This window comes from Lactobacillus amylovorus DSM 20531, from assembly GCF_002706375.1.
In the GTDB taxonomy this organism is placed as follows: Bacteria; Bacillota; Bacilli; order Lactobacillales; family Lactobacillaceae; genus Lactobacillus; species Lactobacillus amylovorus.
This window is the reverse complement of the sequence record NZ_CP017706.1, coordinates 1087571-1105515: the sequence shown is the minus strand read 5'-3', so window position 1 is coordinate 1105515 and position 17945 is coordinate 1087571. Positions and strand designations below refer to the sequence as shown.

The 17945-nt window shown below is 38.5% G+C and carries 16 protein-coding genes and 1 pseudogene; 8 read left to right on the top strand and 9 right to left on the bottom strand.

Annotated elements, in window-relative coordinates; translation table 11 throughout:
• Window positions 1-3 precede the first annotated feature (3 nt).
• On the bottom strand, window positions 4-402 hold the full coding sequence (locus tag LA20531_RS05745; RefSeq protein ID WP_056940309.1) for a DUF4430 domain-containing protein: 399 nt from the start codon (window positions 400-402) through the stop codon (window positions 4-6).
• 17 nt (window positions 403-419) lie between these two features.
• A complete protein-coding gene (nrdJ, locus tag LA20531_RS05740; RefSeq protein ID WP_056940308.1) occupies window positions 420-2654 on the bottom strand; it encodes a ribonucleoside-triphosphate reductase, adenosylcobalamin-dependent in 2235 nt (744 codons plus the stop codon).
• Window positions 2655-2912: 258 nt separating this feature from the next.
• On the opposite strand from nrdJ, the gene LA20531_RS05735 reads away from it, so the two are divergent.
• Window positions 2913-3950, top strand: a complete 1038-nt coding sequence (locus tag LA20531_RS05735) for an AI-2E family transporter (RefSeq protein ID WP_056940307.1) — start codon at window positions 2913-2915, stop codon at window positions 3948-3950.
• A complete protein-coding gene (locus LA20531_RS05730) occupies window positions 3947-4519 on the top strand; it encodes an SGNH/GDSL hydrolase family protein (protein ID WP_056940306.1) in 573 nt (190 codons plus the stop codon). Before LA20531_RS05735 ends, LA20531_RS05730 begins: the two co-directional genes overlap by 4 nt.
• 40 nt (window positions 4520-4559) lie before the next feature.
• Here the strand turns inward: LA20531_RS05730 and LA20531_RS05725 are convergent, their stop codons facing one another.
• Window positions 4560-4742 carry a hypothetical protein gene (locus tag LA20531_RS05725; RefSeq protein ID WP_013436886.1) on the bottom strand — a complete coding sequence of 61 codons (183 nt, stop codon included), beginning with the start codon at window positions 4740-4742 and terminating at the stop codon, window positions 4560-4562.
• A gap of 255 nt (window positions 4743-4997) precedes the next feature.
• Between LA20531_RS05725 and LA20531_RS05720 the strand changes: the two genes are divergently transcribed.
• On the top strand, window positions 4998-6281 hold the full coding sequence (locus LA20531_RS05720) for an SLC45 family MFS transporter (RefSeq protein ID WP_373282151.1): 1284 nt from the start codon (window positions 4998-5000) through the stop codon (window positions 6279-6281).
• 87 nt (window positions 6282-6368) lie between these two features.
• Here LA20531_RS05720 and LA20531_RS05715 read toward each other — a convergent pair whose 3' ends face one another.
• The 4 genes from LA20531_RS05715 to trpX form a co-directional block, all read right to left on the bottom strand.
• Window positions 6369-6725: a hypothetical protein gene (locus LA20531_RS05715; protein ID WP_056940305.1), complete on the bottom strand. Its 357-nt coding sequence runs from the start codon at window positions 6723-6725 to the stop codon at window positions 6369-6371.
• A 244-nt stretch (window positions 6726-6969) separates the two neighbouring features.
• Entirely contained in the window at window positions 6970-7731 is a 762-nt protein-coding gene (locus LA20531_RS05710; RefSeq protein ID WP_056940304.1) for an ABC transporter ATP-binding protein, read from the bottom strand.
• The gene (locus tag LA20531_RS05705) at window positions 7728-8627 is read right to left on the bottom strand and encodes an ABC transporter permease (protein ID WP_056940303.1); all 900 of its coding nucleotides are present in this window, start codon (window positions 8625-8627) and stop codon (window positions 7728-7730) included. The genes LA20531_RS05710 and LA20531_RS05705 overlap by 4 nt, the downstream gene beginning before the upstream one ends.
• On the bottom strand, window positions 8624-9616 hold the full coding sequence (gene trpX, locus LA20531_RS05700; protein ID WP_056940302.1) for a tryptophan ABC transporter substrate-binding protein: 993 nt from the start codon (window positions 9614-9616) through the stop codon (window positions 8624-8626). Before trpX ends, LA20531_RS05705 begins: the two co-directional genes overlap by 4 nt.
• Before the next feature lie 363 nt (window positions 9617-9979).
• Here trpX and LA20531_RS05695 point away from each other — a divergent pair, with 363 nt between their 5' ends.
• From LA20531_RS05695 to LA20531_RS05685, 3 genes are all read left to right on the top strand, one after another.
• Window positions 9980-10687 carry a YjjG family noncanonical pyrimidine nucleotidase gene (locus tag LA20531_RS05695; RefSeq protein WP_056940301.1) on the top strand — a complete coding sequence of 236 codons (708 nt, stop codon included), beginning with the start codon at window positions 9980-9982 and terminating at the stop codon, window positions 10685-10687.
• Between the two features lie 63 nt (window positions 10688-10750).
• Window positions 10751-12676, top strand: coding sequence for a GTP-binding protein (locus LA20531_RS05690; protein WP_056940300.1), 1926 nt, complete (start codon window positions 10751-10753; stop codon window positions 12674-12676).
• Window positions 12677-12794: 118 nt separating this feature from the next.
• Window positions 12795-13613 carry a Cof-type HAD-IIB family hydrolase gene (locus tag LA20531_RS05685; protein ID WP_056940299.1) on the top strand — a complete coding sequence of 273 codons (819 nt, stop codon included), beginning with the start codon at window positions 12795-12797 and terminating at the stop codon, window positions 13611-13613.
• A gap of 27 nt (window positions 13614-13640) precedes the next feature.
• On the opposite strand, the pseudogene LA20531_RS05680 reads toward LA20531_RS05685, so the two are convergent.
• A pseudogene (locus LA20531_RS05680) lies at window positions 13641-14743 on the bottom strand (endonuclease/exonuclease/phosphatase family protein).
• A gap of 26 nt (window positions 14744-14769) precedes the next feature.
• On the opposite strand from LA20531_RS05680, the gene LA20531_RS05675 reads away from it, so the two are divergent.
• Window positions 14770-15375, top strand: a complete 606-nt coding sequence (locus tag LA20531_RS05675) for a histidine phosphatase family protein (RefSeq protein WP_056940298.1) — start codon at window positions 14770-14772, stop codon at window positions 15373-15375.
• Between the two features lie 59 nt (window positions 15376-15434).
• On the opposite strand, the gene LA20531_RS05670 is transcribed toward LA20531_RS05675, so the two are convergent.
• Window positions 15435-16448 (bottom strand): D-2-hydroxyacid dehydrogenase, encoded by a 1014-nt coding sequence (locus tag LA20531_RS05670; protein WP_052543307.1) that lies wholly within the window; start codon window positions 16446-16448, stop codon window positions 15435-15437.
• A 624-nt stretch (window positions 16449-17072) separates the two neighbouring features.
• On the opposite strand from LA20531_RS05670, the gene LA20531_RS05665 reads away from it, so the two are divergent.
• Complete coding sequence (locus LA20531_RS05665; protein WP_056940297.1) at window positions 17073-17900, top strand: exodeoxyribonuclease III; 828 nt, start codon at window positions 17073-17075, stop codon at window positions 17898-17900.
• The last annotated feature ends 45 nt before the right edge of the window (window positions 17901-17945 follow it).

Sequence of the window (17945 nt, the reverse complement as noted above, 5' to 3'; positions counted from 1 at the left end):
AAATTACTTCACCTTGTCTAGAGTAAATTTAACTTTATCCTTGTTAGCAACAGCTTGTTTGTCGGCACCTTTGGTTGCCCATTTGCCGTTAATTGTGTAAGTCCAATAAATCTTTTTCTTAGGGTTTTGCTTTTTACCATCGATTGAAGTAATAAAGCCCTTAGTTTCTTGCACTTTCCATGCTTTCTTAAGACCGGTAATTACCTTGGCCTTTTTCTTAGGAATCTTAACGGATTTATCACTTACGGTTTTCTTGCCTTGTTTCAAGGTGTAGTTAACCGTAATTTGATTGTTAGAGCTCTTTTTGGCAGTGGCTGAACTATTATTTGAGCATCCCGTCAAAAATAAAGTTAAAAATGCAACGATTGTAAATAATAAACTAAATTTGTGTTTGTTCTTCATTTTTATCTCCTAATAAATTACTTGATTGGGCAAGCTCCACCTTCACAGTCGGTTTGTCCTACAATTTCTAATCCCTTTTGATCATCATTTTGCTTTGCAAATACTTCTTCAACATCATCAGTAATCAAAGCAGCTCTTTCTTTATAGGTTTTCTTGTCAATTGGCTCTTTTGGAGCTTGCTTGAGTGAACCACCGTAGTAAGGAAGAAGTGAAGTTGATTTGATAGTGTGTCTGTATTGGTGAAGAAGTGGAGCAATTTCGTCACTTTCATCTGATTGGAAGGTGATGGTGCAGCTGACGGCATTGTCAGACCAGTATGTTTGCAAGAATGCTTGGGTCGCGAATTGTTCCGCGATTGAAACCGTTCCGGCAGAAGCAAAGTTTTTACTATCGGCGTGAGCAGCCCGTAATGGAAATTCGACGCAAATAGTGTTCTTAGTGTAAATATCTGGTTCAGTATGATAGCCGCATTCTCTTAAGGCTGGAAGCAATGGATCACTAGCCTGGAAACGAATTCTCTGAATCAAATAACCAGCATAGTGGAAGTGCATCCCTTCTGACACACCAGCCAATTTAGCCACCGTACCAGATGGTTTAACTGTGGTGTGCTTAATTGATGGGTGGGTGCCTAATTCCTTGCTGTAGGCCTTATCTGCGTCAACTACAGCCTTGTATAAGCCATCCACTCTTTCAACTGCCTGTGAATCATAGATTGGTTTCTTAATCTTTTCACCAGTTTCTGCATCAACGGCATCTTCAAAGCCAGTGACTACTCTGTGGCCCAAGTCATTAAGCAGCCAGTCTTGAATACCAGACATTGAAATACCGATTCTGCGGTTCTTTTGAATAATCTTACGTGAAATTTCCCAGTCGTAGTGACTAAAGGTAACTCTCTTAGCAAAACGAGTAGCTAAGGCGAAGGCCTCTTTTAAGTCCCAGCCTTGCATTTCAGCGATGTATGGGAAGACCTCAAACAAGTTGCATGGCTCACCATTTGCCAAAGAAATTTCGCCACAAGGATTAGTACCTTCAACGTCATCGTCAATTCCTGGTTGATAGCCATCAACAATACGACCATAGTTGCGTGACAAATCTAAGTTAACGATACCAGGCTCGCCATTATGCAAAATGCCGTCAGCAATTGGACCATAATTATTAAACTTAGAATTAATGGCCACACTGTTGTTAGAAGCCCAACGGTGGTGATAAAGCTTTTTCTTATCCTGCTTCATCTTGATAAAGTCTTGGTCGTCGCTAGAACCAAGTGCAAGCTCAGCTGAACGACGAACGTTGCCGGCAACAACTGTTTTACCAATCAAGTTACAAATGTCAGTCGCATCAACAGCAGTCAAGTTTTTACCTGCGCGGGCATTAATGACGTTGTTGATATCGATAAACATTTCAACTAAAGGCATTGGACCTGAAGCAGTACCGCCGAAGCCATGGATCTTGGCACCGTATGGACGAATGTCAGTAATGTCCAAAACTAATTTGGTCTTTCGATCAGGATTGGTTTGGTTAAAGTGCATATCAATTAAACGGGCATTGGCAAGAACCCAGCCTTCACGAGTATCAGGCAATCTGTAGTAAATCACGTCGTCTTGATCTGGATTTTGCTTTTCCCATTCGACTTTATCAACGGCGCCAACCTTGATTGAGGCATCGTGTGACTTGCTGCTTTTATCGATTACAACAGTTAAATCGATTTTGTTATCAACCTTAGGAATTTGCTTGATGTTGTCGTTAACAACTGAAAAACCAACGCCGCCGCCTTTCATCAATTGATCGAATAGGAAGGAGAAAGGCATGGAGACAGCTTTTTCTCTCTTATCAACGTAAGAAGGCACGATGTGACTGTCGCCATATTCTTGAGGACGAATAGCGATGAACCAGCAGTTGTTTAATGAATCGCCAGTCCGTTTTTGATAATCGGTTCCTGAAATCCAAAGGTTACGACCTGAAGGGGTAGCTGATAAGCCATAAACTAAACGGAATAATCGTTTAGCTTCATTGGTCAATTCGCTGATAACTTCTTTAGAGGGAGAGTCTTTTAGACGTGGATCAAGGTTGATGTTACCTTCGATCACACGCTTAACTGTCTCATCCCAGTTTTCTGAACGATCTTGATCAGGAAGCCAACGGGCATAAGTTCTCTTATAGGTTACCCAGCCAAGTTCACCCCAGTGAGGTTTGATTTCATGTTTCACTTGATCAATAAAGTTTTGATCTAGTTCAATTCTAGTAGATGTCATGTTTTTCACTCCTAAAAGATTATTATTGTTTCACAAAACACATTATGTATAAGCACATATCTAAATGTACCACAATATCTTGTGGTTTGTAGAAAATTATCGCGGATAGCATTGATTTGTAAACTGCAAATCCCATCAGAATAGGGCTAATAAATTAGAAAAAATTTTAGATAAAATGTGGTATAGCTTTAGAAAGCAAAAAATATAGAAAATTATCATGTTACAATCAAAAATAATGGAAAAAGCGAGGTTTGATTCATGAATACAGCTTGGCAAAAATTTAAAGACAATGTGCCATTGCGTAGAGTTGTCGTATTTTTGTTAATCGTAGCTTGTTTGTACGAGATGCGGGCAATGATGAATACGATTCTGTTAACATTTATTTTTACTTACGTAATCGTGCACCTGATTCGTTTAGTACAGCGCTACATTCCTAAGATGCCGACAGGGATAATAGTTGTAGTCACGTATCTGATAATTCTGGCGCTATTGTATTTCGTTATAACGGTTTACTTGCCCATGCTGGTGGTGCAAATCAGTAAGATGGTGAAGTCCGTTATGGCATTTTATGAAAGCGATGAATCGTCGCGTTTGATGTCGTACGTAACGCGTTACATTAGTAAAGGTGAGTTGATTGAACAGGCAAAGCACGCTATGACTTTTGCCTTTCACACTGCTACTAATATTGGCACGCTGACCATCGCGACATTTATGTCACTGATCTTAAGTTTCTTTTACACGATTGAATTAAAGAAGATGAGAGAATTCTCTAGTTTATTCGTTAAAAGCGGCTACTTGAAGTGGCTCTTTGAAGATATTCGTTGCTTCGGTAAAAAATTTACCAATACCTTTGGTGTAGTGCTTGAGGCCCAATTCTTTATTGCGATTTGTAACACAGCTTTGACAATGATCGGTTTGGCTATAATGAGAATGCCACAGATTGTCGCCTTAGGTTTGATGGTCTTCATTTTGAGTTTGGTTCCAGTTGCTGGTGTAATCATTTCACTGATTCCGCTAAGTATTGTGGGCTACTCAGTAGGCGGCATTCGCTACGTGATTTACATTTTCATTATGATCATGATTATTCACGCCGTTGAAGCCTATGTCTTAAATCCTAAGTTCATGGCCAGCAAGACTGAATTACCAATTTTCTACACATTCTTGGTTTTGCTTGTGGCAGAACATTTCTGGGGCACCTGGGGCTTGATCGTAGGTGTGCCAATCTTTACTTTCTTCTTGGATGTTTTAGGCATTAAGCCAACTAAAAAGAGTAAGAAGAAGGCAGTTCTAAAATGAGATTATTACTGACAGGCGATAGCATCATCGCACGCAATGAAGGCAAAGAAGAGCCGCATATTAACTGGAATTTAAAAAAGATGTTACCTGACGTAGAAATTGAAAATACTGCAGTGTCGGGGATCAATTCAGGTGCGTTTTTTGCAAGACTTAATGAATTAGTTTTGAGCGTGAAAAAGTGCGATAACTTGGTAATTTTACTTGGGACTAATGATCTGGCAACGCATAAGCAGGTACCGTTAACGCAATTTAAGCAAAATATGGAATTGATTTGTTCAGCGATAATTTGTGCATATTATCCGCCACATGTTTTGCTTGTTTCGCCACCCGCCGTTGATGAGGAAAAGCAGCTTGTGCGCGATAATGCTTTAGTAGAAAAATATGCCAAAGCAGTCGAAGAAGTAGCTCAGGAATATCGTTTTAGATATGCGAATTTATGTCAGGCGATGCTAGATGCAGGGGACATCAAGAAGACTGCCCAAGGAATGAAAAATGATGGTTTGCACTTTGGGGATGCAGGCTATGAGATATTAGCTAAATTGATTGTTAAAAATTTGAAGAGCATGTAAAAAAGAGGCCGAAAGGCCTCTTTATTTTTATTCAATTAAATTATCTTATTGCCGCAAACAACAATCCACCCACGGCTACCAGAGCCAGGAATGGGATGAGCAAGTATGCGCAAAATACGAAAATCAATCCGGCAATGAGTAAGAAGCCGAAAATCTTGATTAAGCCAACCCCCAACTTGAAGAAAAGCCAAATCAAGAAAATTGTTAACAAAAGTGAAAGCATAGTTTCATACCTCCATAATCTATGAGAATATTTTACTACCAATAGATGGAGAGAGCGTAGATTAAGTATGCCGATTTTAGAAAAAATCAAGCAATGTTTATGCAATTAAGTTACCGTTAACAGAGCAAATCATATTGAAAGCTCTTTCTGAAATCGATATCATTTAAAACATGAAAGCGATTTAGATGGAAGGAGAAAGGGAACTTGAAGCAAGAAAAATCAGGTTTACCAACGCTAGCCGCTTCCACTATTTGGATGATTAGCTTAGGTTATTTAGGCGTACAAATTGCATTTACTTTGGAAACTTCACAAATGAGTAGAATTTTCCAAACTTTAGGGGCTGACCCAACAAAATTAGGTTGGTTCTTCATTTTGCCACCACTTGCTGGTCTGGTGGTGCAACCAGGAATCGGATCCTTATCAGATCGTACTTGGATTCCTAAAATCGGGAGAAGATTGCCATATTTATTGATCGGGATGATTTTTGCCGTTATCACGATGGTCATTTTGCCCAACGTCGGTAGTTTCGGTTTAGGATATGGATCCTTAGAAGCACTTATCTTTGGTGCTGTCGCAATCGCTGTTTTGGATGTCGCTTCTAACATGGCGATGCAACCATTTAAGATGATGATCGGTGATATGGTCAACGACGATCAAAAGTCATATGCTTATGGAATTCAGAGTATGCTTTCCAACTTTGGTGCCGTAATTGCTGCATTCTTCCCATTTTTGCTAACCAGCTTGGGTGTTGCCAACACCGCTAAGAAGGGTGTAGTGCCACAATCAGTTGTCATTTCATTCTATGTTGGTGCAGCTGTTTTGGTAATTACTTCATTGTTCACCATCTTCAGAGTTCATGAATATGATCCAGAAACTTATGCTCGTTACCACGGTATCAAGGAATCAGATAACAAAGAAGGTGGCGGTTGGATTGAATTGCTAAAGAAAGCGCCAAAAGTATTTTGGCAAGTTTCATTAGTCCAATTTTTCAGCTGGATTTCATTCCAATACCTTTCAACTTATGCAACTGGTGCGATTGCGCAAAACGTATGGAACACCACTTCCGCTTCTTCAGCAGGCTACCAAATTGCAGGTAACTGGTTCGGCGTATTGACTGCTGTTCAATCAATTGCGGCTGTAATTTGGTCATATGTTTTGGCTAAAGTACCAAACAATCGTCATAAGTTAGGCTACGGCTTAAGTTTGGCATTAGGTGCAATTGGCTACACTTCAATTTTCTTGGTTCATTCACAAATGCTGCTGATTCTTTCATTCATTTTAATCGGAATCAGCTGGGCAGGGATGAACACTTATCCATTGACTATGGTATCTAACGCTTTATCAGGTAAACACATGGGAACCTACCTTGGCTTATTCAACTGTTCAATTTGTTTGCCACAGATTGTCGCTTCATTACTCAGCTTTATCATCTTCCCAATGGTAGGCAACTCAATGCCAGCTATGATGTTAATCACTGGTATTTCAGGATTCTTAGCTGCTTTATCAGTTATCAGCATTAAAGAAACCTACGTAAAATAATTTAGACCAAAATAAAAATGCATGAAGTCAGAATTTGGCTTCGTGCATTTTTTTAGTTATTCATTTTGTTAGATCTGAATATTTTTATTAATCCTTAACAACATCCTTAGTATCTAACCATTGATTGCCACTGATCTTAACAAGCTTCTTGCCGTTAGTCTTCTTAACATTCTTAGCAGTGAAAGTTGAACCCATTGAAACTGTCTTAGCGGGCTTTCCACCGTTTGCGTTTAAAACAGCAACTTTTTGATTCTTGGTATCTTTAACAGTAACGAAGATCTTGTCGCCTTTCTTGATAGCTGGGTTAGTAGGAGCAACTTCTGCCACACCCCACTTTGGGGCAGTGAAACTAGCAGCTTCGGTAACTGAAGCACTGACACCTAATAAACTCATTGAAGCAACTGCGACTGAAACAACTTTAGCTAATTTCTTTGCGTCTAACATATATTATTAAATTCAAGGGATAATTTGAATTTTTTTGAAAATAATTTAAGTCTCACAAATGTTGCTAGAATAACGTTTTCAATTATTTTTAGTTAAAAATTGGCAAAATAAATAAAAATAGCTATCTATTTTAGATAACTGTTTTCTTAGTATAAGTCCCTTTATTATGATCTCAATTCTTATTTTAGTCAGAATTAAAGCCATTTCATAGTGCTTATTTTACGGAACATATGAGTAAAAATAACTAATCAGTGAAATATTGCAAAATATCTTCTTCAGTTAATTCTTTCTTTTCTTCACCTTTAACATCTAATACAATTTGCCCGCTATTCAGAATTACCATCCGATTGCCATACTTAATGGCATCTTTTAATTGGTGGGTGATCATAATGCAGGTTAATTTTTCTTCGCGTACAACTTGATCAGTTAATTCGAGCAAATCGCGGCTGGTATTAGGATCAAGGGCAGCTGTATGCTCATCTAGCAACAATAATTCTGGCTTTTTGATGGTAGCCATTAAGAAACTGAGTGTTTGGCGCTGACCACCTGAGAGATTGCCCACGAAAGTATTTAAGTGCTCATTTAATCCATTAGGCAGCTGAGCAGTCTCTTTTTCAAATTCTTTCATGTGTTTATCGAGCCCTCTAAGGCGCAGGCCACGATGTTGACCACGCTTAGTAGCTAAAAGTAAGTTCTCGGCAACCGTCATTCTTGGAGCAGTTCCCATCTTAGGATCCTGGAAAACTTGGGCAATATACTTGGCACGTTTTACTTCAGATAAAGGAGTTAAATCACGGTCTTTTAAGAGGACTTTCCCAGTAATGGGAAAAATGGAGCCGTTGATGATATTTAGCAGGGTAGATTTACCTGCACCGTTGGTTCCCAGCAAGGTCACAAAGTCGCCATCTTCCAGTTTTAAGTTGATGTTTTTGAGAATTTGCTTTTCTTCGTTTGTACCTTCATTAACTGTGGTGGTAATGTTTTGTAAATCTAAAATTGTGCTCATGGTTTTTGAACTCCTTTTTTCAATAATTTACGTACATGGAACTTTTTCTCAAACAATGGCAACATCATGCAGATAGCTAAGATGATTGCGGAGATCAATCTGAAGTCGTTGGTGCTGAAGCCTAGTTGCAAAACTAATAACAAAATCAAACGGTAGATGATACTGCCGATGATGATGGCAATTAAACGAGCAGTTAAAGTTAAATTGTTGCCGTAAACGACTTCGCCGATAATGATTGCGGCAAGGCTGATAACCATTGTTCCGATCCCCATGTTAACGTCGGCATAACCACCGTTTTGGGCGATCAAACCACCAGCTAAACCAATTAAGCCGTTTGAAAGCATCAAGCCTAGGATCTTCATGTTATCGGTGTTGATACCCAGCGAGCGAGCCATTTTTTCATTATCACCAGTTGCGATGAAACTTTGACCAAGGTCGGTATTTAGAAAAAAAGCTAACAAAAGGATAATCAATACTGCAAAGAAGAGACCAACCACAATAGTAGGGAAGTTAGTAGGCAACTTTTGTAAAAACTTCTCGTTAAGCAAAGTAGCTTTGTTGAGTAAACCGACGTTTGCTTTACCTAAAATTCGCAAGTTAACTGAGTAGACACCGGTCATAGTTAAAATGCCGGCAAGTAAAACTGGAATTTTACCTTTGGTGTAAAGGAGACCAGTTACTAATCCTGTAAGCATCCCGCCTAAAAATGAAAGGATGGTAGCCAGCACCGGATCAACGCCGTGTACTAAAGCACTGACGCAAATCGCTGCACCGAAGGGAAATGTTCCTTCAACAGTCATATCTGGGAAATTTAAAATTCTAAAAGTCAGAAATAGGCCTAAGGCTAAGACTCCCCATAAGAGACCTTGCCCGATAGTTGATGTAATAAGGCTCATTTGATGATCCGTCCTTTCTTTTGTGCAGCCTTGATGACGCTGTCTGGAATATGAATGTTTAATTCGTTTGCGGCTTTTTGGTTAATCATAGTTTCATAGCTGGTCACTTTTCTAACCGGTGTATCTGCTGGATTTTTACCTTTCAAAATTTGTCCGGCCATGTGACCAGTTAAAACTCCCATGTCGAACTGGCTCACACATCTAGTGGCAAGACCACCTGACTTAACCATGGTATCGGCAGCTGGGAAAACAGGAATCTTTGCTTCGTTAGTTGCCTTAAGCAAGGTGGCAATTCCTGAAGCAACGGTGTTGTCGGTAGGTACATACACTGCTTGAACTTTGCCCGCCATGGTTTGGGCAACTTGTTCAATATCATTGGTAGAAGTGATCGTGTATGGACGAACTGTGAGGCCTTCTTTTTCAGCTAATTTTCTAAATTCACGATATTCAGATGCAGATGAATCATCACTTGAGGTGTAGACAACCCCGATCCGTTTAGCTTTAGGTAAAATCGTCCGCAACAATTTTAATTGAGCTGGAATAGGCTGACGATCTTGCACCCCGGTAACTTTGCCATCAGGATGGTTCAAACTTTTAACTAAGTGCGTTCCTAGTGGATCACTGACTGCACCCATGATTACTGGCGTGTCGCCTGATTCGTTAGCCAAAGATTGAACAGCTGGTGTCGCAATTCCGATTGTCACTGCCGCATTTCTTTGGTTGAAACGATCACTCATTGATTTCAAATTACTTTGATCGCCTTGGGCATTTTGAAAATCAATTTGAATATTTTTACCTTCACGATAGCCTTCATCCTCAAGCCCCTTGATGATACCGCGGTGGATTTGATCTAAAGCTGGGTGGCTCATTGTTTGTAAAATACCCACGACTCTTTCTTTTTGAGCTGCGGTTTGCTTATTTAATTCCACTACAAATGCGGCAATTAAAAAGGTGAAGAGAGCAATAATTGTTCCGATTAATCTTTTCATTTTTCCGACTCCCATAAACAAAAAGGACATTTCCGTTTTACGGGAAATGTCCAAAACAAAACCCGCACGTTTATTAAATCCGTGCGGGCTACTTTTTTTCATGAAGATTTATACCAGCACAGATGCGAAAAGTATCTGAGTCGCATCTGTGCTCTTAATAAGCGTGCAGAAACAACTCTAGTGCTGGAATTGCCAACGATTGATTACTACATTCTTAAACATGGTTAAATCTTCCTTTCATTCAAATTACTTGTTGTCACAAATTTTAAAGAGTTATTAAAAAGATGTCAATCACTTTTTTCATTTAATTTTTTAAAACTGATATAATTGGTTTTCGAGAAAACAAGGAAAGGACTAACTACATTGCGCTATAAACAAATTATTTTTGACGTTGATGATACTATTATTGATTTTGCGGCAACTGAAAATTTTGCTTTGCATAGTCTTTTTAATGCACATCATTGGCCACTATCGCAAGAACTTCAGCGCCAGTACCATGCTTACAATCAGGGATTATGGCGCAGACTTGAACAAGGCGAATTAACTTATGAACAGTTGAGTGAAATGACTTTCCACGATTTTATCAAGGAGCATTTTGGGATTGAAATTGATGGTAAAAAAGCCATGGACGAATATCGCTCATACTTTGGTGAAGCGCATAAGCTTTTGCCAGGTGCAAAAGATACTTTGAAGTTTGCCAAGAAGCAGGGCTATAAATTAACTATTTTGAGTAACGGTGAAAAATTTATGCAAAATCACCGTTTGGAATTAGCTGGCGTAAAACAATATTTCGATTTAATTGTTACTTCAGAAGAAGCGCATTATTCCAAGCCAAATCCTCATGCTTTTGACTATTTCTTCAGTCGAACTGAGATTGGCCCCGATGAAACTGTCTTCTTTGGTGATGGTCTGCAATCTGATATTTTAGGTGCGGAAGAATATGGCTTTGACAGTATCTGGTACAATCACCGCCACCGTAAAAATACCCTGCATTTGCATCCAATTTTTGAAGTAGAGAATTATCCCGAATTTGTTAAATTAATGCAGAATGATTTTCAAAAGAAGTATTAATTGAATTAAAGCGATAGGTATCTTATCTTTGAGATAAGATATTTTTTTATTTTAAGGTGAAATATGAAGAAAATTACAACAGGAATTATTGCTCACGTTGACGCGGGCAAGACAACTCTTTCTGAAGCTTTGCTGTATCGGGCAGGCAACATTAGAAATTTGGGGAGAGTTGATAATGGGGATGCGTTTTTAGATACCCAACAACTTGAGAAAAAACGCGGTATTACTATTTTTTCTCATGAAGCCAAATTGACTACGGATGTTGCGGAAGTTACTTTATTGGATACGCCAGGACACGTCGATTTTGCTTTTCAAACCGAAGAAGTGCTAAGCGTTTTAGATTATGCGATTTTGGTTATTTCGGCAACTGATGGTGTGACCAGCTATGCCAAAACGTTGTGGAATTTGCTTGAGAAAAATAATGTGCCAGTTTTTATTTTTATAAATAAAATCGATATTGCGGGTACAGATAAAGATCAGGCGTTAGCTGATATTCAAAAGAATTTAAGTGAAAATTGCTTAGACTTTAGCCAAGAAAATCAAGATTTCTATGAAAATGTAGCTTCAGCTGATGATAAGTTGTTGGAAAAATATCTGAATGGTGAAAAAATCGCAGATTCTGATATTCAAGATTTAATTGCACAAAGAAAAATTTATCCTGTTTATTTTGGCTCTGCATTGAAATTAACTGGAATCACAGAATTTTTAACATGCTTTGATAAGTGGACTAAGGAAAAAGAATATGCTTCCGATTTTTCTGCTAGATGCTTTAAGATTTCTCACGATAAAAATAGGGAACGGCTCAGCTGGATAAAAATTTTAGGCGGCAGTTTAAAGGCTAAAACTGAATTAGCAGATGAAAAAATTAATCAGCTGCGTGAATACAACGGTGAAAAATTTACGACAGTCGTTGAAGCAAAAGCTGGTGACATTGTAGCTGCTACTGGACTAACTAAAACTTATCCAGGGCAAGGCTTTGGTGCAAAAGATGCAAATGAAGCCAGTCTAAAGCCAGTTTTAACTTACAGGCTTAATCCACTTGATGAAGATATTCATGCTTGTTTAACGGCCTTAAAAAAGCTAGAAGATGAAAATCCACAACTTCATGTAACTTGGTCAGAACATTTGCAAGAATTGCGCGTTCAGGTGATGGGGAAAATTCAACTCGAGATTTTAAAACAATTGTTGCAGGAACGTTTTACTTTAACCGTTGATTTTGAACAAGGCAGCATTTTATACAAAGAAACTATTGCTCAACCAGTAGAAGGCGCAGGCCACTTTGAACCGTTGCGCCACTACGCTGAGGTGCACCTTTTGCTTGAACCGGGTGAAAGAAATAGTGGTGTAGTTTTCGAAAATAAATGCAGTTTAGAAGTTTTGACTAAAAATTGGCAACACCAAATCATGACTGCTCTTAAATCAAAAGAGCATCTTGGCGTTTTAATAGGTACACCAATTACAGACGTAAAAATCACTTTGCTTGGTGGTAAGGGGAGTATCGTCCACTCAGTTGGTGGTGACTTTAGAGAAGCAACTTATCGTGCAGTGCGCCAAGGCTTGATGGAATTAAAAGAGAGGAATCAATTGATTTTACTTGAACCATGGTATGATTTTCGGCTTGAAGTTAGTCAAGAACATGTTGGTCGTGCTCTAAATGATATTCAAAGAATGAATGGCGAATTTAACACACCAGAAAATAAAGGTGACCGCACTATTATCGAAGGTTCAGCTCCTGTTAGTGAAATGCAGGATTATGCGGCGCAAGTACGTAGTTACACGCATGGTGACGGGATTTTTGAATGTGTAGTCAAAGGCTATTTGCCATGTCACAATGCGGCAGAAATTATTGCACAATATGATTATGATCCTGTTTCAGATTTGGATAACACGCCAAACTCGGTCTTTTGTTCACATGGTGCAGGTCATACTGTAACTTGGGATAAAGTGCCAGAGACAGCGCATTTTCCATATACGTATCCCTTAAAATAAAACTTCTTGCATGAAGTGAAATATATGATTACCTGTGAAAGAAATTTCATTTTTACTGAAAAATAATGAAACAAAAGCGCTTACATAGTAACATAAAGGTATTGGAAAGGTGATACACATGACTACAATACCCTTTAAAGCCGTAGCTGTTGATATGGATGGTACTTTTTTAACAGAAAAAAAGACCTTTGATCATGAGCTATTTGGTAAAATTTTGAAAAAGCTACAAGCAAATAACATCCCCTTCATTTCAGCAACAGGTAATCAATTAATTCGTTCACATGAATACTTTCAAGAATTCACTAGTGGAATTGATTACGTATCTGAAAATGGTGCAATTCTAGAAGCCGATGGCAAAGTAATCAAAAGAACTGCGCTTGACTATGATATTGCTCAAAAACTACTCAACTTTATTCAAAACGAATATCCAGAAGCAATTATCATGGTTAGTGCAGAACATCATTGTTACATCTTGAAGAGCATGGATAAGGTAACTAAAGACGATATTCGAATTTATTATCGTAAGGTAGAAGAAATCGATAAATTTACTGATATCGATCCAAGCGATGCTATTTTGAAGGTTTGTCTGACTGCCGATGATGAATTGGCTACGATTATTCAAGATCGTTTCAATGAAAAATACGGTGATTACGTTCGCGGTACTAGTAGCGGTAATATGACGATCGATCTGGTGCACAAGGGCATTAATAAAGCCAAAGGTGTAGCTGATATGCTTAAGTACTATGGCATTGAACAAAAAGATTTGATTGCTTTTGGTGATGGTGAAAATGATATCGGCATGCTTGAGGCATGTGGTTATAGCTATGCCATGGAAAATGCTAACGCTAAAACGAAGGCGGTTGCCAAATACGAAGCACCATCGAATGATGAGAATGGTGTCTTAAAAGTTTTAGCTAAATATTTAGATATTGAATAAAAATAAAAAAGCCGTTTTACGGCTTTTTTATTTTAAGCTAAATCCTAATCTGACTGGATTGTGATCGGCATAACGATAATCGGTGTTGATATCGGTAGCCTTGGCTTTAATATTTTTTGAAATGATAAAGCCATCGCCAACTGTTTAGTAGTTAACCTTAGGCCGATATTTCATATTCGTTGATCTAACTGTAGCTACACGCTCACGGTTAGTTGCTTTAACCATGATGAAATCCTTAGGCAACATCTTTTGATCTAAAACAGATACCCAACTAGGAATCTTTTCTTGATGGTCAAAGTGGGTGAGCATGTCGCGGCCTAATGCGTGGTTGAAGTCACCACCGACAATGACGTAATTGCCCGCTTTATATTCAGCTTCGATTACTTTAGAAAGAATCTTCATTTGCGCTTTACGCATTTTGCCGCCTTTATCATAGGCTGACATATGGCTATTGATGACGATTAATTCTTTTCCGCCTTTGATTGGGTAGTGCATAACCGTGAAGCAGCGATCAAGATCTGTAAATTTGGAGATAAATGCGGAAGAAACAGGATATTTTTTTCTAACTGCGCTTTGCATGTGGTATTTACTCATACTAAGCAAACCTGATTGAACGCTGCCGTGTGGGTCATAAAGTGGCCAGGCAAGATAAGCTGAATGAAAGTTGTGGGCAAAAACATGATCATAATTTTTAAAAGCATGTTCAACTAAATTGACTTGATTGACGTAGTGACTACGTGTTGAGTGAGTATCGATTTCTTGAAAGAGCATAAAGTCAGGATTCTGTTTTTTCATGGTCTTAATAACGCCATCAGTCGAATCAAGAACAGATTGCTTAGAAAACGCGGTACCGCGGGTACCTTGCATTTTTTTGCCGTTCTTAAGTTCACCTTTGTCCATGAAAAATCAAAATTATGATTATATGCACCAAAGCCGACATTATGAGTGATAATAGAATATAGATGATACAAACTTAGCTTTTTAGCCTGATTGTTTTTTACTGTTAATTTGCGGTTGTCAGGGATGCGGTAATAGTGCATTTGCATGTAGCCAACATAAACGATAATCACCATAAGCAAAATACCGATTAAGCTGAGCAAACTAATCCCAATTCGTTTTAGTATTTTCATTTTTAACCTCGATATGGGAGAAGACAATGATTACAGTATATTTAGTTCGTCACGGACAAACCTTTTTTAATTATTTCCATAAGATCCAAGGCAGATGCGATTCTCCATTAACTCCATTAGGAATTGCGCAAGCAGAAGCTACACGTGATTATTTAAAAGAAAAACACGTACACTTTAATTATGCCTTTTCTTCAAGCTCTGAAAGAGCGAGTGATACGTTGGAAATTATAACGGAACATAAGATGCCATTCAAGCGTGATAAGGGATTGAAGGAGTTTGCCTTTGGTGGCTATGAAGCCCACGATGAAAGTTTGAATCCTAAGCCACCTTATAATGACTTCTTCAAACAATTTGGTGGAGAAAGCCAGGTCGAAGTAGAAGAGCGGATGGATAAAACGATTCGTAGATTGCTTAAGGATATTCCAAATGGTAAAAACGTGTTAATTGTCTCACATGGTGGTGCCTTAATGAACTTCTTAAGAAAAGCGCTGAACAGTTTACATCCCCTAGGAAAACTGCATTATCACAATTGTGGCATCGTTGTTTTAAACTATGATGGTAAGAACTTCACTTTAAAGTCAGTAGCCAATCCTGCGGACGACGTGTCTGATAGCTATAACGATAATTTATAAACCAAACAAAAAATCTCAGCCCAATTGAGCTGAGATTTTTTATTAATTCTAATTTATTTTTAGAACTTGTTCTTGTCCAATGCAACTGGAGAATCTGGCTTTTCGCCGTTGATTAACTTCAAGTTGTTGTCAAATGCCTTAACAACCATGTTGCGTACAGCGTGAGTGGTGTAGAAGGCGGTGTGTGGAGTTACCAATACGTTTGGACGATCAATTAAGTCTGCCAAACGCTTGTCTGGGAATTCTTTACCTTCCCAATCCTTGTTAAATACACCAACTTCGCCTTCGTAAGTATCCATAACGAAGCCGAAGATCTTGCCTGAGTCCAAACCACGGATAACTGCGTCAGTGTCAACAAGTGGACCACGTGAGCAGTTTACAATTACAACGCCGTCTTTCATTTCTGCGATTGACTTGTCGTTGATCATGTGTACGTTAGCTGGTACATCTGGTACGTGAAGTGAAATTACATCAGCTTGCTTGTACAAATCGTCAAGTGAGTCAACGTAGTAACCCTTCTTTTCAAGTTCTGGGTTCTTGAAGATATCGTAAGCAATAACCTTTGCGCCGAAACCTTCCATAATTTTCATAAATACTTGACCAATGTGACCAGTACCAACAACACCGACAACTTGGTCACGAACTTCACGGCCGATAGTTGGTGCCCAACGTAAATCACGTTTAGCCATCTTTTCGTCCATGCGCTTGTCTTGACGTAATATACGTGCAGCTTGAATAGCAGCATGTTCAGCAATAGCGTCTGGTGAGTAAACTGGAACATTAGTAATTTCGAAGCCTAATTCCTTAGCCTTGTCCATGTCAATGTTGTCGACACCAACGTTACGTAATGACATCTTAGTTACGCCAGCATCTGCCAATGCTTGAAGAGTATCAGCGGTGTAGTCTAGTTGTTGGTAAACAACAACACCATCTGAACCTTTAGCAAGCTTTGCAGTTTCAGGAGTCAAAAGCTTATCAGTGTAATCAACATCGATATCCTTGTGAGCTTCCTTCCATTCGTTCAAGAATGGTTCTTCATCTTTACGAATAGCGTAAGCAAAAATCTTTGTCATAAATTTAAACCTCCGTAAAATTTATTAGTATGACCAGTCCTCATTATACACTTCCACTTGTTCAACAAAACACAAAAAAGCTTATTTTTTGCAGAGAATTTTAAAAATTTAAAATAAAACAAGCTAAATAAGCAGAATAAATTATTCCTATATACGGCAATTGTTTAAGGAATTATAAAGACATAGAGAATATAGTGACATCATGTCATGCAACTGGTATTATATACTCATAACAAAAATACAACGCAACAAATAGAGATAGATTGCAAGAAGGTAACAAATCTTCTAATTCCTTATTAATACATCCTATTGGACGTTTTATTAACTCATACATTGGGAGCTCAAGCGACTATGTGGTCGCAAGAGCGAATGTTGATAAAAAGCCCATCCCCTTTTTGCGAAAGTGAAGAATCAAGTCCCCTGCATATCTCAAGCGTTGAACCTTTTTGTTAACCTTGATGATTCGTTTTAGCAGCATTAGTGATGAGTAGGCTAATGTAAAAAAATCTCGTTATTCTCATTCAACACAACTCCCTTAAAGGGGCTGGTTTAGATTAGTCATCTAAGCCAGTCCTTTTCTTTTTCGGCTATAATTAGCATGAATAGAAAAAAGGAGAAAGAGCAATGATTTTAATTTCATGGAATATTGATTCACTTAATGCGGCTTTGACTGGAAGATCAGCTAGAGCTGAAGAAACCCGTCAGGTGTTAGATAAAATTCATGACGCAAATCCTGATATTATTGCAATTCAAGAAACCAAGTTGCGTGCAACGGGTCCAACTAAGAAGCACCAAACAGTACTTGCAGAAAAGTTTCCTGAATATGATTACGTTTGGCGTTCTTCAGAAGAACCGGCCAGAAAAGGTTATGCCGGAACAATGTATCTTTATAAAAAAGAATTAACGCCAAAAGCTTCATATCCAACTATTGGTGCACCAGATACGATGGACGCGGAAGGCCGAATTATTACGCTTGATTTTGATAAGTTCTTTGTCACACAAGTTTATACGCCCAATTCAGGTAGTGGCTTAAAGCGTTTAGCTGATCGCCAAGTTTGGGATGAGAAATATACTGAATACTTACACAAGCTAGATCAAGAAAAGCCAGTTTTGGCAAGTGGCGATTACAATTGTGCTCACACTGAAATCGATTTGAAGCATCCCGAAAATAATCACCATTCAGCCGGCTTTACTGATGAAGAAAGAGTGGACTTTACCAATTTATTAAATGCAGGTTTTACAGACACATTTAGAAAAGTTCACGGCGATATTACAGATGTTTATTCTTGGTGGGCTCAACGCGTTAGAACCGCCAAGGCCAACAACTCTGGCTGGAGAATCGACTACTGGCTAGTATCTAATCGGATAGCCGATAAGGTGGTTCGGTCAGAAATGATGGATACCGGAAAAAGAGCAGACCACTGTCCAATTTTGCTCGAAATTAACCTGTAAAATAATCAAAACACTAGTATAATTACTTTCGAAAAAAATATTTTT